We start from the raw sequence: 20225 nt of genomic DNA, 5'->3' as shown, positions 1-20225 counted from the left end.
ATGAAATTGAATATCCGAGCGCAATCTGCGCAAAACCTGCACAATAATTCTCCCATCGTCCTGGTTCACGGCCTGTTTGGCAGTCTGGATAACCTGGGGATCCTGGCGCGCGATCTGGTGGTCGATCACGATATCATCCAGGTCGATATGCGAAATCATGGCCTCTCCCCTCGTTCCCCTGAGATGAATTATCCGGCCATGGCGCAAGATTTGCTGGATACGCTGGACGCTCAGCAAATAGAAAAGGCGACCTTTATTGGTCACTCGATGGGGGGGAAAGCCGTCATGGCTTTAACCGCGCTGGCTCCTGATCGTATCGATCGACTGGTGGCCATTGATATTGCTCCGGTCGACTATCATGTTCGCCGTCACGATGCGATCTTTACCGCTATTAATGCCGTAACCGATGCCCAGGCCACTTCACGTCAGCAGGCGGCCAGCGTCATGCGTCAACATCTGCATGAGGAAGGCGTAATCCAGTTTCTGCTGAAATCTTTCGTCGACGGCGAATGGCGTTTTAACGTTCCCGTGCTGTGGGATCAATATCCTCATATCGTCGGTTGGGAAACCATTCCTGCGTGGGAGCACCCGGCGCTGTTTATCCCTGGCGGCAACTCACCGTATGTTACCGAAGCGTATCGCGAACAACTGCTGACACAATTCCCACAGGCTCGGGCGCATGTTATTGCAGGAGCCGGTCATTGGGTGCATGCGGAAAAACCGGAGGCGGTACTGCGCGCCATCCGTCGTTATCTGAACGAACAGGCTAACTGATTAAAAACTCAGCGTCTGCGCGCGATTACGCGCGTGGGCGTTGGCGTGTCACCCCTGCTGATGTATTATGGCGCGCTATCCATCCGGGCAGACGCCTGGCTGATTGTTTCCCCGAAGTCACCAAGATCATGGCCAAAGAACAAACGGACCGTACGACATTAGATCTGTTCGCGCAGGAGCGTCGCCCGGGACGACCCAAAACTAATCCGCTCTCGCGTGATGAACAGTTACGTATTAATAAACGTAATCAGCTTAAGCGTGACAAAGTTCGCGGGCTTAAGCGTGTCGAACTGAAACTGAACGCTGATGCCGTTGACGCTCTGAACGAGCTGGCTGAGGCGCGTAACATGAGTCGCAGTGAACTCATCGAAGAGATGCTGATGACCCAACTCAGCACATTGCGCGGTCAGGCATAGTCTGAATTTCTGCTCTAAATCATAAATCGTGTAGCACAGAGTGCAGTCCTGCGTGTTTGCTGTTTCCGCATGCCTGACTGTTCTGCTATGATTGCCCTTATCCGTGGGCAATGCGCCACCACCATTTCAATAAGTTTCAAGAGGTTATTTTACTCATGGCAATCACTGGCATCTTTTTCGGCAGCGACACCGGTAATACCGAAAACATCGCAAAAATGATTCAAAAACAGCTTGGTAAAGACGTTGCCGATGTTCATGACATTGCAAAAAGCAGCAAAGAAGACCTCGAAGGTTATGACATTCTGCTGCTCGGCATCCCAACCTGGTACTACGGTGAAGCTCAGTGTGACTGGGACGACTTCTTCCCTACCCTCGAAGACATTGATTTTAATGGCAAACTGGTTGCATTGTTCGGCTGCGGCGACCAGGAAGATTACGCAGAATATTTCTGCGATGCGTTAGGGACCATTCGCGACATCATCGAACCGCGCGGCGCAACTATCGTTGGTCACTGGCCGACTGCGGGTTATCACTTTGAAGCGTCTAAAGGCCTGGCTGACGACGACCACTTTGTCGGTCTGGCTATCGATGAAGATCGCCAGCCAGAACTGACAGCAGAACGCGTAGAAAAATGGGTTAAGCAGATCTCTGAAGAGCTGCACCTCGACGAAATCATTAATGCCTGATTTCGTGCGGCGCAGATTTCCATCTGCGCCGCATCAATAGATAAAACCAATCAAAATAATTGCTACAAATTTGTAACTTTTTCGTCTGACCCTGTACAATGGCTGGATGCCAATCGGGTGTTGCACAGTGTGTTTGTCGGCGATACCACGTTTTGATTAACAATATATGCCAGAGACTTGCAGTTTTCATTTAGCCATGGCAGTTCTATAATGATACGCATTATCTCAAGTGCAATTTCTGTCACTTCTGTTAATGAAGTGAATCGTTTAGCTACAGGACAGATTCCGCATGACTGACAACAATACCGCATTAAAGAAGGCTGGCCTGAAAGTAACGCTTCCTCGTTTAAAAATTCTGGAAGTTCTTCAGGAACCGGATAACCATCACGTCAGTGCGGAAGATTTATACAAACGCCTGATCGATATGGGTGAAGAGATTGGTCTGGCGACCGTGTATCGTGTGCTGAACCAGTTTGATGATGCCGGTATCGTGACCCGCCATAATTTTGAAGGTGGTAAATCCGTCTTCGAACTGACTCAACAGCATCACCACGATCACCTCATTTGCCTCGACTGCGGCAAAGTGGTCGAGTTCAGCGATGATTCCATCGAAGCGCGCCAGCGTGAGATTGCGGCTAAACATGGTATTCGTTTAACCAACCATAGTCTCTATCTCTACGGCCACTGCGCTGAAGGCGATTGCCGCGAAGATGAGCATGCCCACGACGGCAAATAATGTAATGCTTTTTGAAAAGCCAACCTTCCGGTTGGCTTTTTTTATGGGCATTACCTGCCCTTTTCCCCTTCCCTCCGCTCCTGTGTTGCTTTAATGTAAAAATCAATTGCCCCTTCCGGAGAGTCGAAATGGAACTTCGCCAGCTACGCTATTTTGTGCGCATTGTAGAAACCGGCAGCTTGGGTAGCGCGGCGCTCGATCTCAATATCGGGGTTTCGGCACTCAGCCAGCAAATGTCGCGTCTGGAAAACGAACTCGCTATTCGCCTGCTGCAGCGCACCTCGCGAGGCGTGACGCCCACCAGCGCCGGGCTGGCTTTTTACTCCCAGGCGCAACTGGCGCTTCGTCACGCAGACGACGCGATCCTCGCCGCACGCGAGTCCCGGCTTTCCGGGCACGTCAGCGTCGGTATGGCTCCCAGTACCGCTTCCGTTCTCGGAATGCCGTTTATCAACGCCATGCGGGAAAGCTACAGTGATGTCCGTCTGCATGTGGTGGAAAGCCTCTCTGGCAATCTGGAGCGGATGATTAATACCCGCCAGATTGATCTGGCTGTCGTGTTTCAGAAAGAAAAGATCCTGCGCTGGAGCGCCATACCGATTCTCGAAGAGCGGCTGTTTTTGATTGGGACTCATGCCTTACTGGCTGATATTGCCGATGACAATATTGCTCCAGCCCAGCTGGCAAGTATCCCATTGATAATGCCAAGCCCGGGCCACGGTCTGCGCGGCCGGCTGGAAGCGATTTGTCAGGAACACGCGCTGAACATTGAGATCGCCACGGAAATTGATGGTCTGGCGCTACTCATGCGCGCCGTGCGCAGTGGCATTGGTGCCACTCTCCAGCCCGGCGCGGCAATTTCCCATCTAGATAAAGAGACGCTAAGAGTGATCGGCGTTCACAATCCAATACTTAGCCGCCCCAACTTTCTGGTGAGTCTCTCAGACGATGAACTCACCCCGGCAGGCCTCGCGGCCCGCGTGGTGCTGACGAAAGTGATGCATCAACTGGTGGAAGCAGGAAGCTGGCCTGGCGCCATCCTTTACAATAACTAAAGTACCGTTTAGCACCACGTCATAGCGCCCGCACAAGCTGTGCGTATACATTTCAATTACAAATTTAACAAATGGTTAAATGGTTAAATGGTTAAATGGTAATGGAGTATACGATGGTTGATGTTCTGGTGATTGGTGGTGGCAATGCCGCGTTATGCGCTGCCTTGTCCGCCCGGGAGCAAGGAGCTTCGGTACTTCTGCTCGAAGCGGCTCCCCGGGAATGGCGAGGGGGAAACTCCCAACACACGCGTAATCTGCGCTGTATGCATGATGCGCCGCAGGATGTGCTGGTGGAAAGCTATCCGGAAGAGGAGTTCTGGCAGGATCTGCGCCGTGTCACGGAAGGAAATACCAACGAAGCCCTGGCGCGTCTGGTGATCCGTACCTCTTCCCAATGCCGCGACTGGATGCGCCAGCACGGCGTTAACTTTCAGCCTCCTCTCTCTGGCGCTTTGCACGTGGCGCGGACCAACGCCTTTTTTATGGGGGGCGGAAAAGCCCTGGTGAATGCCTATTACCGCAGTGCCGAAAAGTTGGGCGTGCAAATCCGCTATGACACTCCCGTTCAGGCGCTTGAACTGCACAACGGCGAGTTCGTGGCGGCGCTGTCAGGCAACGAGCGTATCACAGCTAAATCCTGCGTGCTTGCCGCTGGCGGATTCGAATCTAACCGGGAGTGGCTGCGAGAAGCCTGGGGAGAGAACGAGCGCGGCGAGTGGCCAGCGGATAACTTCCTGATTCGCGGCACGCGTTTTAATCAGGGCGTACTGCTTAAATTTATGATGGATGCTGGCGCAGACATTATCGGCGAGCCCTCCCAGTCACACTGTGTGGCAATTGATGCCAGAGCGCCATTATATGACGGCGGGATTTGCACCCGCGTGGACTGCGTTTCGCTCGGTATTGTGGTGAACCGGGATGCTGAGCGTTTTTATGATGAAGGTGAAGATTTCTGGCCCAAACGCTACGCCATCTGGGGACGTCTGGTCGCTCAACAGCCAGGACAGATTGGCTACTCCATCATCGACAGTAAAGCTATCGGACACTTCATGCCTCCGGTCTTTCCTGGCACGCAGGCCGATACGCTGGCTGAACTGGCCTTTCAGTTAGGACTGGATGCCGAACGCTTTACCCACACCGTGACAGAGTACAACAACGCCTGCCAGCCAGGTCAGTTCGACCATACCGTTCTGGATAACTGCGCCACTAAAGATTTGCTACCCGCGAAAACGCATTGGGCGCGACCGCTGGATCAACCGCCTTACTACGGCTACGCCCTTCGGCCAGGAATCACCTTCACTTATCTTGGGTTAAAAGTGAACGAACGCGCCGCTGTGCATTTTGCAGGGCTTCCAAGCCGTAACCTGTTCGTCGCCGGAGAGATGATGGCGGGCAACGTGCTGGGCAAGGGTTACACCGCAGGCGTGGGGATGTCGATCGGCACGACCTTTGGCCGCATTGCCGGAAAAGAAGCCGCGCTGGCCGCACGTAAGGAGACACGTCATGAAGCAGCTTGAGAAACTGATCATCGAAGCGCAAATTATCACCGAACCGGAAGCAGAAGTTGAACGCGTGATGCAGGTGTGTAACGCCTGCCGCTATTGCGAAGGCTTTTGCGCCGTGTTCCCGGCCATGGCTCAGCGTCTGGAATTCGGTAAAGCGGATATCAATTATCTGGCAAACTTGTGCCATAACTGCGGCGCTTGCCTGCACGCGTGTCAGTATGCCCCGCCTCATGAATTTGCCATAAACGTGCCGAAGGCGATGGCGGAAGTCCGGCTCGAAACCTATCAGCATTACGCGCAGCCCGCCGCTTTTGGAGCGCTATATCGTCGCGCAGGCGTAACCGTGACGCTGGCGCTGGTATTCGGTCTGATCCTGTTTTTACTCCTCGCTATAGGCTTGAAAGGTTCACTATTCCATCCTCCGCTGGCCGGGGATTTCTATCAAATTTTCCCGCATAACCTGCTGGCCTGGATGTTTGGTTCGGTCTTTGTTCTGGCGATCGGTTTGCTGATGGCAGGCGTTATCCGCTTCTGGCGCGAGATTTCTCCGGACATGCCGCGTTCCGCCGAGATTGCTGAAGCCTCGCACAATGCGCTGACTCTGAAGTATCTCGATGGAGGCCATGGCAAAGGTTGTAACGAAGCGGATGATGCTTTCACCCTGATGCGTCGCCGTTTCCACCACCTTACCTTCTATGGTTTTATGCTCTGCTTTGCCGCCACCGTGGTGGCAACGGGCTATCACTACTTTGCAGGCATAGAAGCACCCTACCCGTTCTTCAGCGTTCCGGTCATGCTGGGCACGTTGGGTGGTATTGGCCTGGTTGTCGGCCCGGCTGGCTTGCTATGGCTTAATCTCAGGCGCTCACCGCTACACGGCGACGCCCGGCAAAAACCGATGGATCGCGGTTTTATTTTGCTGCTGCTGCTGACCAGTCTGACCGGTCTGGCGCTGCTGGCGGGAAGAGATACCTCATGGATGGCTATTTTACTGGCCATTCATCTCGGCGTGGTCATGGCGCTTTTTCTGACCATTCCTTACGGAAAATTTGCCCACGGATTTTACCGCTGCGCAGCCTTACTCAAGTGGGCGATTGAGAAACGGCGCGGCAAACAGGCGGGAGTCTCAGGCGACTAACCCGCAAACTCTTACCTCTATAAATATTATGATAAGACAGTGGAGCAAACCCAATGACACAACAACCATCGCGCACCGGAACTTTCGGCGCAATACTGCGGGTAACCAGCGGTAATTTTCTCGAACAGTTCGACTTTTTTCTGTTCGGGTTTTACGCCACCTATATCGCAAAGACTTTCTTCCCCGCGGAGAGTGAGTTTGCCGGGCTCATGTTGACCTTTGCGGTTTTCGGTTCGGGTTTTTTAATGCGGCCCGTTGGCGCAATCGTGCTGGGTGCTTATATCGACAGAATTGGTCGCCGCAAAGGACTGATGGTGACGCTGGCGATCATGGGCTGCGGGACCCTGTTGATTGCCCTGGTTCCCGGTTATCAAAGTATTGGCCTGCTGGCTCCTGTGCTGGTATTAGTCGGTCGATTATTGCAGGGCTTCTCTGCGGGCGTAGAGTTGGGCGGCGTTTCGGTTTATCTTTCTGAAATCGCCACGCCTGGCAATAAAGGTTTCTACACCAGCTGGCAGTCTGCCAGCCAACAGGTTGCCATTGTGGTGGCAGCGCTGATTGGCTACGGCCTGAATGCCACGCTGGGGCACGATGAAATCTCTGAATGGGGCTGGCGCATTCCGTTCTTTATTGGTTGTATGATTATTCCGTTGATCTTCGTCCTGCGCCGCTCGCTTCAGGAAACGGACGCATTTTTACAACGTACACACCGTCCCGACACCAGGGAAATTTTCACCACTATCATCAAAAACTGGCGTTTGATCTCAGCGGGTACACTGCTGGTGGCGATGACCACAACGACGTTTTACTTTATTACCGTCTATACCCCGACCTATGGCAGGGCTGTACTCCACCTGAGCGCGCGCGATAGCCTGGTCGTCACCATGCTGGTCGGTATTTCTAACTTTATCTGGCTGCCGATTGGCGGAGCGATTTCTGACCGAATTGGTCGCCGCCCGGTGTTGATGGGGATTACCGTACTCGCACTGCTCACCACCTGGCCGGTCATGCACTGGCTCACCGCCGCGCCAGATTTTATGCGCATGACGTTGGTTCTGCTTTGGTTCTCGTTCTTTTTTGGTATGTACAATGGGGCAATGGTCGCGGCACTCACCGAGGTGATGCCTGTCTATGTCCGTACGGTGGGTTTTTCACTGGCCTTCAGTCTGGCTACGGCGATTTTTGGCGGTCTGACACCCGTCATATCCACGGCGCTGGTCCAGCTAACCGGAGATAAAAGCTCGCCGGGATGGTGGCTGATGTGCGCGGCACTTTGCGGACTCGCCGCCACGGCAATGTTGTTTGTCCGCCTGAGTCGTCATTATCAACCGGCCGAACAGAAACTCTGACATGCAAACGGGCGGAGAATTCTCCGCCCGTTGTATTTTCATTTTTCGATTTACTGCGCAGTATTCTTACTGCGTATTTCCTGCCAGACCTTGTCACAATCAGCATTGACGGACTGACCGTTACCCGTGCGCGTGGCCTGGATACACTGCTGATAATCCAGCACGCGTACGCTTTCTTCATTGGCAAACTGTTGGTGCTGTTTTTCTTTCTTCAGCACATTCAACACGCTTTGGCAGGCTTCAATTTTCTCCGGCGATCCCTGCGCGGTATTAATACACGCGCTGTAGGCTTCTTTCAGACGGCTGTCCTCTTTCGGCGCAGGAGATTGCGCGCACGCCACCAGCCCTGATGCCATAACGGCGATGAGTATCAGTTTTTTCATAGCACTTTCCTCAACGAGGCGGCAGGCACCCGGCCTGCCGCTGTTGGCATTAGAAGATGGTGAACGGAGCAATAACGATGAACTTCACGTCGCGCTCATCCTGGAACATGTTGCCGTAGCCACCGCCCCAGCTCGGAATGTCTGAATGGTTGTCGTACTGAGTGAAGTGCAGCTTAAACATGGTGCCCTTCGCACGACCTTCCTGCAGGGTGTAGACCGCATCCAGGCTGTAAGAAGATTCTTCGATAGTCCGGTTTTTGTCGTAGTACGCATCCGGGTTGAGCTGCCAGGTTGATGGCTTAGCATCCCATGCGTAAACGTAGGACGCGCCTACCGCCCAGCCCGGCAGATTCCAGTTCTTCAGGTCATACATTGCGCCGAAGAAGACTGCCTTTTCACCGTTGGCGTTGAAGTCAGAACGGTTATCCCACCAGACATCCAGACGACCGTTTGAAGAGGCGTAGGTTGGGGTCATACGCTGCAGGAAGTAACCCTGCTGGCCGTCCGCTTTAACCCAGGTCCCTTCCAGACGAAGGTCAACGACTTCTGCCACTTTGTAGCCAAAGGTCAACGCCTGCAACCAGGCAGTGCCATCATAAATATCGTTCACGGTACGATCATCAACCTTGTCGCGTGCACCGTAGAACTGGTAGCTGGTGGTAAATGGGTTACCGCCTAAATCGAATTTGTAGCTGGCTTTTGCGAAGTACTGATCGACATAACCTTCAGACTGACCAAATGCCGCTTCCAGCAAGAGGTTATTTTTGAAGTCATATTTCGCGCCAATTGAGTGCAGGTAATCAACGCTGGTCTTTTTATCAGCCTGATAGAATTTATCGACTTCGGTGTGCCACGGTGCTTTATATTCGTTAGCCCACATATAGGAGAAACTCAGTGCGCCAGCATCACCGTAATCGAAGTTGGCACCGGCTTCAGCACCCTGATAGGTACCTGGCATAAAACTCCAGTGCGGTGCCAGCAGAGTCTGCCCGGTTGGTTGAATGTAACCGGCGCGCGCCCAGGTTGGGCCGTATTTAAATTTGGCTGCTGCTTTATAAAGGCTAATCCCGCTTTTATCGCCGGAGTAATCCTCGTCATAGCCTTTATTTTTAGAAGAGAATGCGATTTCGTTTGGATGGCCGCTTTCGCTACTTTCGTTCATTTCAATAGCGGTAAATGCTGCGATATCAATACCAAACATATCGGCCGCATAACCGGACTGGAAGTCGAGGTTAGCGTTCCAGGTTGAGTGAGAAAGGTTGGTTTTGTATTTGTCATGATCGGTCACATCTTTACGGTCACGCTCACGCTGCCAGTAATAGATGCCACCTGTTAAGGTTGAGTCATCAATAAATCCTTCGGCGTGTACCTGTGGAGCGACAACAAAACCCGACATTGCTGTGATACCGGCGATAGCCAGCGCCAGCGTACTACGTTTGCCACTAAACGTACGCATATGTTAATCCTCTTTGACGTATAAAATGCTGCCGACAAAAGCGGACAGCGAAAAAACAAAAAATAAAAAAGTAGCGCTAAGAAAACCTCAGTGACTACAATGAATAGACTATTTTTCGCGACGCGAATTATCAATCTCTTTCTGTAACGAGTATGTAATAGTATGAGCAACCGCACATATTTGATTGCTTTCTGTTACATTTTCATCGGAAGATAAAAAAGCGTTGAAAAAATGAAAAAATCGCTTGTTTTCCATGGAGATGAAATCGGTTTCAGCCCATTTCATATTGAGGTAAGTTATTTAAACGTAAAAACATTCGCCCAGTCCATTATTACGGACATGTAATTAATTCGCTCCGCAAACGGAGCCTGGAACACGGTTTTTTTGCGAAAAAAAACGCCGCATGAAGCGGCGTTTAGAGAGGATGTGTTGCGGCTTATTCGCCCGCTTTAGCCCACGTGTCACGTAGACCAACGGTACGGTTAAACACCAGCTTGTCAGCCGTTGCATAACGACTGTCCAGGCAGAAGTAACCTTCACGCTCAAACTGGAACGCTTTACCTGCAACCGCTGCCTTCAGCGACGGCTCACCGTAACCCTGCTTAATGACCAGCGATTCCGGGTTAATAACGGACAGGAAGTCTTCCGCCGCGCCTGGATTTGGCACGCTAAACAGACGATCGTACAAGCGGATTTCAATCGGCAGCGCATGGGACGCGCTCACCCAGTGAATAACGCCTTTGACTTTACGACCATCGGCCGGGTCTTTGCTCAGGGTGTCGGCATCGTAGGTGCAGAAAATGGTGGTGATATTCCCTTCCGCATCTTTCTCAACACGTTCGGCTTTGATCACATAAGCATTACGCAGACGTACTTCTTTGCCCATCACCAGACGCTTGTACTGCTTGTTCGCTTCTTCACGGAAGTCTGCGCGATCGATCCAAATTTCACCGCTAAATGGCACTTCGCGGCTGCCCATTTCCGGTTTGTTCGGATGGTTAGGCATGGTGACCAATTCGCTTTCGCCCTGCGGATAGTTTTCGATAACCAGTTTAACCGGATCGATAACCGCCATCGCGCGCGGGGCGTTTTCGTTCAGATCTTCGCGGATACAGGATTCCAGAGAAGCGATCTCAATGGTGTTGTCTTGTTTGGTCACGCCAATGCGTTTGCAGAACTCACGGATCGCGGCAGCGGTGTAACCGCGACGACGCAGGCCAGAAATCGTCGGCATACGCGGATCGTCCCAGCCTTCAACGTGCTTGTCGGTCACCAGCAGGTTCAGCTTGCGCTTGGACATCACGGTATATTCCAGATTCAGGCGCGAGAATTCGTACTGACGCGGATGAACCGGAATGGTGATGTTGTCCAGCACCCAGTCGTACAGACGACGGTTATCCTGGAACTCCAGGGTACACAGGGAATGCGTAATGCCTTCCAGCGCATCGCTGATGCAGTGGGTAAAGTCGTACATCGGGTAGATGCACCACTTGTTGCCGGTCTGGTGGTGTTCGGCGAACTTAATACGGTACAGCACCGGATCGCGCATCACGATAAACGGCGACGCCATGTCGATTTTCGCACGCAGGCAGGCTTTACCTTCTTCAAAACCACCGGCACGCATTTTTTCGAACAGCGCCAGGTTCTCTTCGACGCTACGATCGCGGTACGGGCTATTTTTGCCAGGCTGAGTCAGCGTGCCGCGGTATTCACGGATTTCGTCCGCTGACAGTTCGTCAACGTACGCCAGCCCTTTATTAATAAGCTCTACCGCATAGGCGTGAAGCTGATCGAAGTAATCCGAAGAGTAGCGAATGTCGCCAGTCCAGTGGAAACCTAACCATTCAACGTCGTTTTTAATCGACTCAACGTACTCGATATCTTCTTTAACCGGGTTCGTATCATCAAAACGCAGGTTGCACTGGCCCTGGTAATCTTGCGCAATGCCAAAGTTCAGACAAATGGATTTCGCGTGGCCAATATGCAGATAGCCATTTGGCTCCGGCGGAAAACGGGTATGGATAGTGGTGTGCTTACCACTGGCCAGATCTTCATCGATGATCTGACGAATAAAGTTACTCGGGCGGGCTTCAGCCTCACTCATCGTGGATTCCTCAAAGCGTAAACAACGTATAACGGAGTATGATCTTATAAGCGACGTCAGGAGACAACTATTAGTTGCACAAAAAAGGTGTTTCAACAGGATATATGAGGGCATTTGCTGCAAAAAAAAGCGGCGGAGGAATATCCCCCGCCGCTTAAGGCACTTAACTCACTTTACTCAGGAGCAGTTATTTACCTTTAATCTCATACAGTGGTGTTTGACCGGCAACCACATGACCTTCGGCTTTAATAACCAGAGCGCCGAAATCATCGCTGTTGCTGCACACAACCGGGCTTATCATCGAACGTGCGTTAGCGTTCAGGAACTCCAGATCCATTTCCAGAATCGGTTGGCCTGCAGTAACTTCCGCACCTTCTTCAACCAGACGCTTAAAGCCTTTGCCTTCCAGCGCGACGGTGTCGATGCCCATATGGACCACGATTTCCGCGCCTTTAACAGTTTCCAGGCAGAACGCATGGTTAGTGTTGAAGATTTTCACGATGGTGCCCGCAGCCGGAGCAACCACGATTTTATCCGTTGGTTTCACTGCCACGCCGTCGCCTACTGCTTTGCTGGCGAAGGCTTCATCAGGAACCTGTTCCAGCGCAACTACGTCACCAGTAATCGGAGAAACCAGCGCTTCAACGGTGACTGCATTCGCTACAGCCTGCGGTTTTGCTACTGGGGCCGCTGCTGCTGGCGCACTTTCACCAGATGCTGCTGCCACCGGGCCACGCGCGACAACTTTCTTCATTTCGTCGCCGATGGATTCGGCTTTCGCACCCACGATGACCTGGATAGTTTGCTTGTTCAGCTTAACTACCCCAGATGCGCCTAAACGCTTACACATCGCATCGTTTACGCGACCGGAGTCGGCAACGGTCAGACGCAGACGAGTGATACAGGCATCAATCGCTTTCAGGTTGTCAGTACCGCCAACCGCTGCAATGTAGTTGGTTGCCAGTTGAGCCAAACCTTCTTCAGTGTTGCTGTTGGCTTCTTCAGTAACGATATCGTCTTCTTTATCTTCGCGGCCCGGCGTTTTCAGGTTAAACATACGAATAACCGCGCTGAACAGCACAAAGTAGATAACGAAGAACACCAGCCCCATCACCACCAGCATCCAGACGTTCTTACTTGCTGCTGGCAGGTTGTACATCAACACGTAGTCGATAGCACCTGCGGAGAAGGAGAAGCCTGCGTGGATCCCCAGCAGTGTTGCAACGAACAGGCTGATACCCGTTAACAGTGCGTGCAGGAGATACAGCAGTGGAGCCAGGAACATGAACAGGAATTCCAGCGGCTCGGTAACACCGGTCAGGAACGCGGTGATCGCAACGGACAGCAGCATACCGCCAACCATCGGACGACGTGCTTTCGGAGCCGCGAAGTACATCGCCAGCGCCGCACCCGGCAGACCAAACATCATGATTGGGAAGAAGCCAGACATGAACATACCCGCAGTGCCGTCACCCGCGTAGAAGCGGTTGATGTCACCGTGGAATACGGTACCTGCAGCGTTAGTAAATTCGCCAATCTGGAACCAGGCGATGGTGTTCAGCACCTGATGCAGACCGGTTGGGATCAGCAGACGGTTGATGAAACCAAAGATACCGGAACCCAGCGCGCCAGCGCCCACGATCCACTCACCACCCGCATGGATGGCGTTCTGTACCGGCGGCCATACGTAACCGAAGATAGCAGCCAGCACCAGACAGAAGAAGCCAGTGGCGATCGGCACAAAGCGTTTGCCGCCAAAGAAGCTCAGGAAGTCAGGCAGTTTGATACCAGACCAGCGGTTATACACGGCACCGCCGACCAGACCGGTGATGATACCAGCCAGCACGCCCATATTGATTGCAGGGTTAATGGTAACCATTGCTTTGGTCAATATGAAATAACCGACCGCACCTGCCAGCGCTGCTGCACCTGCGCTGTCTTTTGACCAGCTGGAAGCAACACCGATCGCAAAAATTAACGCGAGGTTATCAAAGATGGCCCCACCCGCTTGCGCGATGAAGGGTACGTTAAGTAAATCTGGTTGGCCGAATCGCAGCAGCAGTGCCGCGACTGGCAGCACAGCGATGGGGAGCTGTAACGCCCTACCCAGCCGCTGGAAAAAACCTAAAATATTCATTTTATTCCCCCTACGAGACCCCGATTAGGCTTCTTTGAAGCCATATTTTTATTGTGCGACCATTCCTGACAGCAAGATTCTGGAACAACGATATTAACCATTCATCTACATTCAGAGTGTGTGAAAAATTAATTCGTATCGCAAATTAAACGCGTGTTTTTTGTGATTCCAGTCACCAAATATCGTTATTAACCCTCCCATTCACTGGCTAACTACGAAAACTTATTTTATCATTCAAAAAATCGAAACGGATTGATCCTTACCGATGCAAAACCAGGTTACGCTTATTACTGCACAGAGACTCAATCCGCCAACTGCTTACTTTTACTTTTGAGGTGAAGAATGAGACTGATCCCCCTGAATACCGCTGAACAAGTCGGCAAATGGGCTGCTCGCCATATCGTTAACCGTATTAACGCGTTCAAACCAACGGCAGATCGTCCGTTCGTTCTGGGCCTGCCGACTGGCGGTACTCCGCTGACAGCTTATAAAGCATTGGTTGAAATGCACAAAGCGGGCCAGGTGAGCTTCAAGCATGTTGTTACGTTCAACATGGACGAATATGTTGGCCTGCCGAAAGAGCATCCGGAAAGCTACCACAGCTTTATGCACCGCAATTTCTTTGATCACGTTGATATTCCAGCAGAAAACATCAACCTCCTCAATGGTAACGCGCCGGATATTGATGCAGAATGCCGTCAGTATGAAGAAAAAATCCGTTCTTACGGTAAAATCCACCTGTTTATGGGCGGTGTAGGCAACGATGGTCACATCGCGTTCAACGAGCCAGCTTCCTCTTTGGCTTCCCGTACCCGCATCAAAACGCTGACTCACGACACACGTGTTGCTAACTCACGCTTCTTTGACGGCGACGTAAGCCAGGTGCCTAAATATGCGCTGACCGTTGGCGTGGGCACCCTGCTGGATGCTGAAGAAGTGATGATCCTGGTTCTGGGCCACCAGAAAGCACAGGCGCTGCAAGCCGCCGTTGAAGGCAACGTTAACCACATGTGGACCATCAGCTGCCTGCAGTTGCATCCAAAAGCCGTTGTGGTCTGCGATGAGCCTTCCACCATGGAACTGAAAGTGAAGACGCTGAAATACTTCAACGAGTTAGAAGCGGAAAATATTAAAGGTCTGTAATTGATGTCTCCGCCCTGTCGATAAGTTGCAGGGCGGCATTTTTTTGAAATCGGGGGTCGGAATGTATGCTTTAACCCAGGGCCGGATCTTTACCGGTCACGAAATTCTTGATGACCATGCGATTGTTGTCGCCAATGGCCTGATCGACAGCGTTTGCCCACTGGCTGAATTACCGTCAGGGATTGAACAGCGCTCACTGAATGGGGCCATTGTTTCCCCCGGTTTTATTGATGTACAGCTGAACGGCTGCGGCGGTGTGCAGTTTAACGATACGGCAGAAGCCGTAACCGTTGAAACGCTGGAAATCATGCAGAAAGCCAATGAAAAATCTGGCTGCACCAACTATTTGCCAACGCTTATCACCACCAGCGATGACCTGATGAAACAAGGTGTTCGCGTGATGCGTGAATACCTGGCGAAACACCCGAATCAGGCATTAGGACTTCATCTTGAAGGCCCGTGGCTGAATCTTGTTAAAAAAGGCACCCATAATCCGGGATTTGTCCGTCAGCCGGACGCTGCACTGGTTGATTTCCTGTGCGATAATGCGGATGTGATCACCAAAGTCACACTGGCACCAGAAATGGTCCCGGTAGAGGTCATCACCAAACTGGTGAATGCGGGTATCGTGGTTTCTGCGGGTCATTCCAATGCAACGGTAAAAGAAGCAAAAATCGGATTCCGTGCAGGTATTACCTTTGCAACGCACCTGTTCAACGCGATGCCGTACATTACCGGCCGCGAACCCGGTCTGGCGGGCGCTATTTTGGATGAAGCCGATATCTACTGCGGTATCATCGCCGATGGCCTGCACGTTGACTACGTTAACATTCGTAATGCTAAGCGCCTGAAAGGCGACAAGCTGTGCCTGGTTACTGACGCGACCGCGCCAGCAGGTGCAAACATTGAACAGTTCATTTTCGCTGGTAAAACAATATACTACCGCAATGGACTGTGTGTTGATGAGAACGGCACGTTGAGCGGTTCATCATTAACCATGATTGAAGGCGTACGCAATCTGGTCGAGCATGCAAATATCGCCCTCGACGAAGTCTTACGCATGGCAACGCTCTACCCTGCTCGCGCCATCGGCGTCGACAAACAACTCGGCAGCATCGCGCCAGGCAAAGTAGCCAACCTGACTGCGTTCACGCACGACTTTAAAATTATCAAGACCATCGTTAATGGCAACGAGGTCGTTACTGAGTAAGAGAAAGAATGACACCAGGCGGACAAGCTCAAATAGGTAATGTTGATCTCGTAAAACAGCTTAACAGCGCGGCGGTTTATCGCCTGATTGACCAGCATGGGCCAATCTCGCGAATTCAAATTGCCGAGCAAAGCCAGCTTGCCCCCGCCAGCGTAACCAAAATTACGCGTCAGTTGATCGAACGCGGGCTGATCAAAGAAGTCGATCAGCAGGCCTCCACCGGGGGCCGCCGCGCTATCTCTATCGTCACAGAAACCCGCAATTTCCACGCCATTGGCGTACGACTGGGTCGCCACGACACAACGCTCACGCTCTATGATATGAGCAGTAAAGTTGTCGCCGAAGAGCATTACCCCCTCCCGGAGCGCACCCAGGAAACGCTGGAATATGCGCTGCTCAACACCATTGCCATCTTTATTGAGAGCTGCCAGCGGAAAATCCGTGAGCTGATCGCAATTTCTGTCATCCTGCCAGGCCTTGTCGATCCTGAAAGCGGCGTCATCCGCTATATGCCACACATTCAGGTCGAAAACTGGGGACTGGTCGAAGCGCTCGAAAAACGCTTCAAAGTCACCTGCTTTGTTGGTCATGATATTCGCAGCCTTGCGCTGGCTGAGCACTATTTCGGGGCAAGCCAGGATTGCGAAGACTCCATTTTGGTGCGAGTGCACCGCGGAACCGGCGCGGGTATTATCTCCAACGGCCGAATTTTCATCGGTCGCAATGGCAACGTCGGCGAGATTGGTCATATTCAGGTAGAGCCGCTGGGTGAGCGCTGTCACTGCGGTAATTTCGGCTGCCTGGAAACCATTGCCGCCAATGCTTCTATTGAACATCGCGTGCAGAACTTACTGAAGCAGGGTTATCCAAGTCGACTCACGCTGGATGATTGCAGCATCAAAGCCATCTGTAAGGCAGCAAATAAAGGCGATAATCTGGCAGCAGAAGTTATTGAGCACGTTGGTCGCCATCTGGGTAAAACTATCGCCATTGCCATCAACCTGTTTAACCCGCAAAAAATCGTCATTGCGGGCGAAATTACCGAGGCGGATAAGGTGCTGCTGCCTGCAATAGAAAGCTGTATCAACACGCAGGCGTTGAAAGCGTTTCGCCATAATTTACCGGTGGTTCGGTCCACGCTGGATCACCGCTCCGCCATTGGCGCCTTTGCGCTGGTGAAGCGCGCAATGCTCAACGGTACACTGCTGCAACGTTTGCTGGAAAACTAATACACGTCATCCTGCGAGCTGCCTCTGCGTTAGCTGCATCTGCTCACCCCGGTCACTTACTTCAGTAAGCTCCAGGGGTTCGCAGACTTGCCGCCTTGATGCAACTCGAATGATGTAGTGTATTTTGTGTATAGTAATGCCTTCTTTTTTTAATGTCGGATTGTCCATGGCCATTAAGAATGTAATTTGTGATATCGACGGCGTGCTGATGCACGACAATGTTGCTGTACCGGGTGCGGCAGAATTTCTGACTGGGATCCTGGAAAAAGGCCTGCCGTTAGTCCTGCTGACTAACTACCCTTCGCAGACCGGGCAAGATCTGGCAAACCGCTTCGCCACCGCGGGTGTGAATGTCCCTGATAGCGTCTTTTATACTTCCGCGATGGCTACCGCTGATTTTCTTCGTCGCCAGGAAGGAAAAAAGGCCTACGTGGTGGGTGAAGGCGCGTTAATACACGAACTGTATAAAGCTGGATTTACCATTACCGACGTGAACCCCGATTTTGTGATTGTTGGCGAGACACGTTCCTATAACTGGGACATGATGCATAAAGCGGCGTATTTTGTCGCCAACGGCGCTCGTTTTATCGCCACTAACCCGGATACCCACGGTCGCGGCTTTTATCCCGCCTGTGGAGCACTCTGTGCCGGTATTGAGAAGATCTCAGGCCGTAAACCGTTTTATGTCGGCAAACCCAGCCCGTGGATTATTCGCGCGGCGCTCAACAAAATGCAGGCACACTCGGAAGAAACCGTTATCGTTGGTGACAACCTGCGTACCGATATTCTGGCAGGTTTTCAGGCGGGTCTGGAAACTATCCTGGTACTGTCTGGCGTTTCCAAGCTTGATGATATTGACAACATGCCGTTCAGACCAAGCTGGATTTACCCGTCCGTTGCTGAAATAGACGTCATTTAATCTCTTTAGCCGGATAACAACATCTGCAAGTTATCCGGCCTGAAAAATACATCCATTCAATAAAATCACCATTTCACTGCTGATTCATCAATAATAGCGCTCATTACATATTCTTTTTTCATCAATCCACAATGACCATTGCGTTTTTTATTTTCTGACCCGTAATTCGCTTGCGCCCTCTCCAGCTTTGCGGCATTTTCTTTATCAAGCAAACATAAAAAGCATCACGCAACAGGTTAACGGAGAAGGTTATGTGTTCTATTTTTGGCGTATTCGATATTAAAACTGACGCAGTTGAACTGCGTAAAAAAGCCCTGGAACTGTCTCGTCTGATGCGCCACCGCGGCCCGGACTGGTCAGGTATTTACGCCTGTGATAACGCCATTCTGGCGCACGAACGTCTGTCCATCGTCGACGTCAATGCCGGTGCTCAGCCGCTGTACAACATGAAGAAGACACATATCCTGGCGGTTAACGGTGAAATTTATAACCACCAGACACTGCGTGCTGAATACGGCGATCGCTACCAGTTCCAGACCGGTTCCGACTGCGAAGTTATCCTCGCGCTGTATCAGGAAAAAGGACCCGCGTTCCTCGATGACCTGCAAGGCATGTTTGCTTTTGCCCTGTACGACAGCGAGCAGGACGCCTACCTGATCGGTCGCGATCATATCGGGATCATCCCGCTGTATATGGGTTACGACGAGCACGGTAACTTCTACGTTGCGTCTGAGATGAAAGCGCTGGTTCCTGTCTGCCGCACAATCAAAGAATTCCCGGCCGGTAGCTATTTGTGGAGTAAAGACGGTGAAATTCGTCAGTACTACCAGCGCGACTGGTTTGAATACGATGCCGTCAAAGACAACGTTACTGATAAAAACGAGCTGCGCCAGGCACTGGAAGATGCGGTGAAAAGCCACCTGATGTCAGATGTTCCTTATGGCGTACTGCTGTCCGGTGGTCTGGATTCATCTGTCATTTCCGCGATAACTAAAAAATATGCGGCACGCCGTGTTGAAGATCAGGAACGTAGCGAAGCCTGGTGGCCACAGCTGCACTCCTTCGCCGTCGGCCTGGAAGGCGCTCCGGATCTGAAAGCTGCGCAAGAGGTGGCGAACCATCTGGGGACCGTGCACCATGAGATCCACTTCACCGTGCAGGAAGGTCTGGATGCGATCCGCGACGTGATTTACCACATCGAAACTTACGATGTCACGACGATTCGCGCCTCGACGCCAATGTACTTAATGTCGCGTAAAATTAAAGCGATGGGTATTAAAATGGTGTTGTCGGGTGAAGGTTCGGACGAGGTGTTTGGCGGCTATCTCTATTTCCACAAAGCGCCAGATGCAAAAGAACTGCACGAAGAAACCGTGCGCAAGCTGCAAGCGCTGCATATGTTCGACTGCGCCCGTGCCAACAAAGCCATGTCGGCCTGGGGTGTAGAAGCTCGCGTGCCCTTCCTGGATAAGAAATTCCTTGATGTGGCGATGCGCATCAACCCGCAGGACAAAATGTGCGGCAACGGCAAAATGGAAAAACACGTTCTGCGCGAATGTTTTGAGTCCTACCTGCCGGCAAGCGTCGCATGGCGTCAGAAAGAGCAGTTCTCTGACGGTGTCGGTTACAGCTGGATTGACACGCTGAAAGAGGTGGCTGCAGAACAAGTTTCAGACCAACAACTGGAAACCGCCAGCTTCCGTTTCCCGTACAACACGCCATCGTCAAAAGAAGCGTATTTGTACCGTGAGATTTTCGAAGAGTTGTTCCCGGTAGCAAGCGCTGCCGAATGCGTGCCTGGCGGGCCGTCGGTTGCCTGTTCTTCAGCCAAGGCGATCGAATGGGATGAGGCGTTTAAAACCATGAACGATCCATCTGGCCGTGCCGTTGGCGTACACCAGTCCGCTTATAAATAAGTTAATCCTTAGATAAGAGCCCTGCGGGGCTCTTTTTTTATGTTTGTTTTCTGTGCAAAAAAACAATTC

19 protein-coding genes are annotated in these 20225 nt (G+C 51.9%); 14 read left to right on the top strand and 5 right to left on the bottom strand.

Annotated elements, in window-relative coordinates; all coding sequences use genetic code 11:
- The 9 genes from ybfF (at position 1) to OGY13_RS05215 (ending at position 7659) form a co-directional block, all read left to right on the top strand.
- Positions 1 to 774 (top strand): esterase, encoded by a 774-nt coding sequence (ybfF, locus tag OGY13_RS05255; protein WP_167819702.1) that lies wholly within the window; start codon positions 1 to 3, stop codon positions 772 to 774.
- Positions 775 to 902: 128 nt separating this feature from the next.
- Positions 903 to 1190, top strand: a complete 288-nt coding sequence (gene ybfE / locus OGY13_RS05250; protein ID WP_003831362.1) for a LexA regulated protein — start codon at positions 903 to 905, stop codon at positions 1188 to 1190.
- A gap of 155 nt (positions 1191 to 1345) precedes the next feature.
- The gene (gene fldA / locus OGY13_RS05245; protein WP_003022839.1) at positions 1346 to 1876 is read left to right on the top strand and encodes a flavodoxin FldA; all 531 of its coding nucleotides are present in this window, start codon (positions 1346 to 1348) and stop codon (positions 1874 to 1876) included.
- Between the two features lie 210 nt (positions 1877 to 2086).
- A complete protein-coding gene (locus OGY13_RS05240) occupies positions 2087 to 2173 on the top strand; it encodes a ryhB-regulated fur leader peptide (protein ID WP_100247215.1) in 87 nt (28 codons plus the stop codon).
- Positions 2166 to 2612, top strand: a complete 447-nt coding sequence (gene fur / locus OGY13_RS05235; protein WP_003022836.1) for a ferric iron uptake transcriptional regulator — start codon at positions 2166 to 2168, stop codon at positions 2610 to 2612. The genes OGY13_RS05240 and fur overlap by 8 nt, the downstream gene beginning before the upstream one ends.
- A gap of 128 nt (positions 2613 to 2740) precedes the next feature.
- Positions 2741 to 3667 carry a tricarballylate utilization LysR family transcriptional regulator TcuR gene (gene tcuR / locus OGY13_RS05230; protein ID WP_071445740.1) on the top strand — a complete coding sequence of 309 codons (927 nt, stop codon included), beginning with the start codon at positions 2741 to 2743 and terminating at the stop codon, positions 3665 to 3667.
- A gap of 113 nt (positions 3668 to 3780) precedes the next feature.
- Positions 3781 to 5184 carry an FAD-dependent tricarballylate dehydrogenase TcuA gene (tcuA, locus tag OGY13_RS05225; protein WP_032942701.1) on the top strand — a complete coding sequence of 468 codons (1404 nt, stop codon included), beginning with the start codon at positions 3781 to 3783 and terminating at the stop codon, positions 5182 to 5184.
- Positions 5171 to 6310 (top strand): tricarballylate utilization 4Fe-4S protein TcuB, encoded by a 1140-nt coding sequence (tcuB, locus tag OGY13_RS05220; protein ID WP_032942700.1) that lies wholly within the window; start codon positions 5171 to 5173, stop codon positions 6308 to 6310. The genes tcuA and tcuB overlap by 14 nt, the downstream gene beginning before the upstream one ends.
- Before the next feature lie 53 nt (positions 6311 to 6363).
- Positions 6364 to 7659: an MFS transporter gene (locus OGY13_RS05215; RefSeq protein ID WP_008784107.1), complete on the top strand. Its 1296-nt coding sequence runs from the start codon at positions 6364 to 6366 to the stop codon at positions 7657 to 7659.
- 50 nt (positions 7660 to 7709) lie between these two features.
- Here the strand turns inward: OGY13_RS05215 and OGY13_RS05210 are convergent, their stop codons facing one another.
- The 4 genes from OGY13_RS05210 to nagE all read right to left on the bottom strand — a co-directional run bounded on the left by OGY13_RS05210 (position 7710) and on the right by nagE (position 13739).
- Positions 7710 to 8042, bottom strand: coding sequence for a ChiQ/YbfN family lipoprotein (locus OGY13_RS05210; protein WP_008784106.1), 333 nt, complete (start codon positions 8040 to 8042; stop codon positions 7710 to 7712).
- A 49-nt stretch (positions 8043 to 8091) separates the two neighbouring features.
- Positions 8092 to 9498: a chitoporin ChiP gene (gene chiP / locus OGY13_RS05205; RefSeq protein WP_008784105.1), complete on the bottom strand. Its 1407-nt coding sequence runs from the start codon at positions 9496 to 9498 to the stop codon at positions 8092 to 8094.
- A 436-nt stretch (positions 9499 to 9934) separates the two neighbouring features.
- A complete protein-coding gene (glnS, locus tag OGY13_RS05200) occupies positions 9935 to 11602 on the bottom strand; it encodes a glutamine--tRNA ligase (RefSeq protein ID WP_048226099.1) in 1668 nt (555 codons plus the stop codon).
- A gap of 187 nt (positions 11603 to 11789) precedes the next feature.
- Positions 11790 to 13739, bottom strand: coding sequence for a PTS N-acetyl glucosamine transporter subunit IIABC (nagE, locus tag OGY13_RS05195; RefSeq protein WP_048235881.1), 1950 nt, complete (start codon positions 13737 to 13739; stop codon positions 11790 to 11792).
- 342 nt (positions 13740 to 14081) lie between these two features.
- Between nagE and nagB the strand changes: the two genes are divergently transcribed.
- The 4 genes from nagB (at position 14082) to nagD (ending at position 18240) form a co-directional block, all read left to right on the top strand.
- Entirely contained in the window at positions 14082 to 14882 is an 801-nt protein-coding gene (nagB, locus tag OGY13_RS05190) for a glucosamine-6-phosphate deaminase (protein ID WP_003022803.1), read from the top strand.
- Positions 14883 to 14943: 61 nt separating this feature from the next.
- Positions 14944 to 16092 (top strand): N-acetylglucosamine-6-phosphate deacetylase, encoded by a 1149-nt coding sequence (gene nagA, locus OGY13_RS05185; protein WP_003831339.1) that lies wholly within the window; start codon positions 14944 to 14946, stop codon positions 16090 to 16092.
- A gap of 8 nt (positions 16093 to 16100) precedes the next feature.
- Entirely contained in the window at positions 16101 to 17321 is a 1221-nt protein-coding gene (gene nagC, locus OGY13_RS05180) for a DNA-binding transcriptional regulator NagC (protein ID WP_048235883.1), read from the top strand.
- A 166-nt stretch (positions 17322 to 17487) separates the two neighbouring features.
- Positions 17488 to 18240 carry a ribonucleotide monophosphatase NagD gene (nagD, locus tag OGY13_RS05175; RefSeq protein ID WP_003022792.1) on the top strand — a complete coding sequence of 251 codons (753 nt, stop codon included), beginning with the start codon at positions 17488 to 17490 and terminating at the stop codon, positions 18238 to 18240.
- 65 nt (positions 18241 to 18305) lie between these two features.
- Here the strand turns inward: nagD and OGY13_RS05170 are convergent, their stop codons facing one another.
- A complete protein-coding gene (locus OGY13_RS05170; protein ID WP_122973776.1) occupies positions 18306 to 18452 on the bottom strand; it encodes a peroxiredoxin in 147 nt (48 codons plus the stop codon).
- Between the two features lie 39 nt (positions 18453 to 18491).
- On the opposite strand from OGY13_RS05170, the gene asnB reads away from it, so the two are divergent.
- Complete coding sequence (gene asnB, locus OGY13_RS05165; RefSeq protein ID WP_003831332.1) at positions 18492 to 20156, top strand: asparagine synthase B; 1665 nt, start codon at positions 18492 to 18494, stop codon at positions 20154 to 20156.
- Positions 20157 to 20225: the final 69 nt, after the last annotated feature.

This window comes from Citrobacter sp. Cpo045, assembly GCF_030332875.1.
GTDB lineage: Bacteria > Pseudomonadota > Gammaproteobacteria > Enterobacterales > Enterobacteriaceae > Citrobacter > Citrobacter portucalensis.
Note: the sequence above shows the minus strand (reverse complement) of the source record. Positions and strands in the feature narration are given on the sequence as shown.

Coding starts and splice junctions, on each gene's coding strand:
- ybfF (WP_167819702.1), top strand. CDS start 1: ATGAAATTGAATATCCGAGCGCAATCTGCGCAAAACCTGCACAATAAT.
- ybfE (WP_003831362.1), top strand. CDS start 903: ATGGCCAAAGAACAAACGGACCGTACGACATTAGATCTGTTCGCGCAG.
- fldA (WP_003022839.1), top strand. CDS start 1,346: ATGGCAATCACTGGCATCTTTTTCGGCAGCGACACCGGTAATACCGAA.
- OGY13_RS05240 (WP_100247215.1), top strand. CDS start 2,087: ATGATACGCATTATCTCAAGTGCAATTTCTGTCACTTCTGTTAATGAA.
- fur (WP_003022836.1), top strand. CDS start 2,166: ATGACTGACAACAATACCGCATTAAAGAAGGCTGGCCTGAAAGTAACG.
- tcuR (WP_071445740.1), top strand. CDS start 2,741: ATGGAACTTCGCCAGCTACGCTATTTTGTGCGCATTGTAGAAACCGGC.
- tcuA (WP_032942701.1), top strand. CDS start 3,781: ATGGTTGATGTTCTGGTGATTGGTGGTGGCAATGCCGCGTTATGCGCT.
- tcuB (WP_032942700.1), top strand. CDS start 5,171: ATGAAGCAGCTTGAGAAACTGATCATCGAAGCGCAAATTATCACCGAA.
- OGY13_RS05215 (WP_008784107.1), top strand. CDS start 6,364: ATGACACAACAACCATCGCGCACCGGAACTTTCGGCGCAATACTGCGG.
- OGY13_RS05210 (WP_008784106.1), bottom strand. CDS start 8,042: ATGAAAAAACTGATACTCATCGCCGTTATGGCATCAGGGCTGGTGGCG.
- chiP (WP_008784105.1), bottom strand. CDS start 9,498: ATGCGTACGTTTAGTGGCAAACGTAGTACGCTGGCGCTGGCTATCGCC.
- glnS (WP_048226099.1), bottom strand. CDS start 11,602: ATGAGTGAGGCTGAAGCCCGCCCGAGTAACTTTATTCGTCAGATCATC.
- nagE (WP_048235881.1), bottom strand. CDS start 13,739: ATGAATATTTTAGGTTTTTTCCAGCGGCTGGGTAGGGCGTTACAGCTC.
- nagB (WP_003022803.1), top strand. CDS start 14,082: ATGAGACTGATCCCCCTGAATACCGCTGAACAAGTCGGCAAATGGGCT.
- nagA (WP_003831339.1), top strand. CDS start 14,944: ATGTATGCTTTAACCCAGGGCCGGATCTTTACCGGTCACGAAATTCTT.
- nagC (WP_048235883.1), top strand. CDS start 16,101: ATGACACCAGGCGGACAAGCTCAAATAGGTAATGTTGATCTCGTAAAA.
- nagD (WP_003022792.1), top strand. CDS start 17,488: ATGGCCATTAAGAATGTAATTTGTGATATCGACGGCGTGCTGATGCAC.
- asnB (WP_003831332.1), top strand. CDS start 18,492: ATGTGTTCTATTTTTGGCGTATTCGATATTAAAACTGACGCAGTTGAA.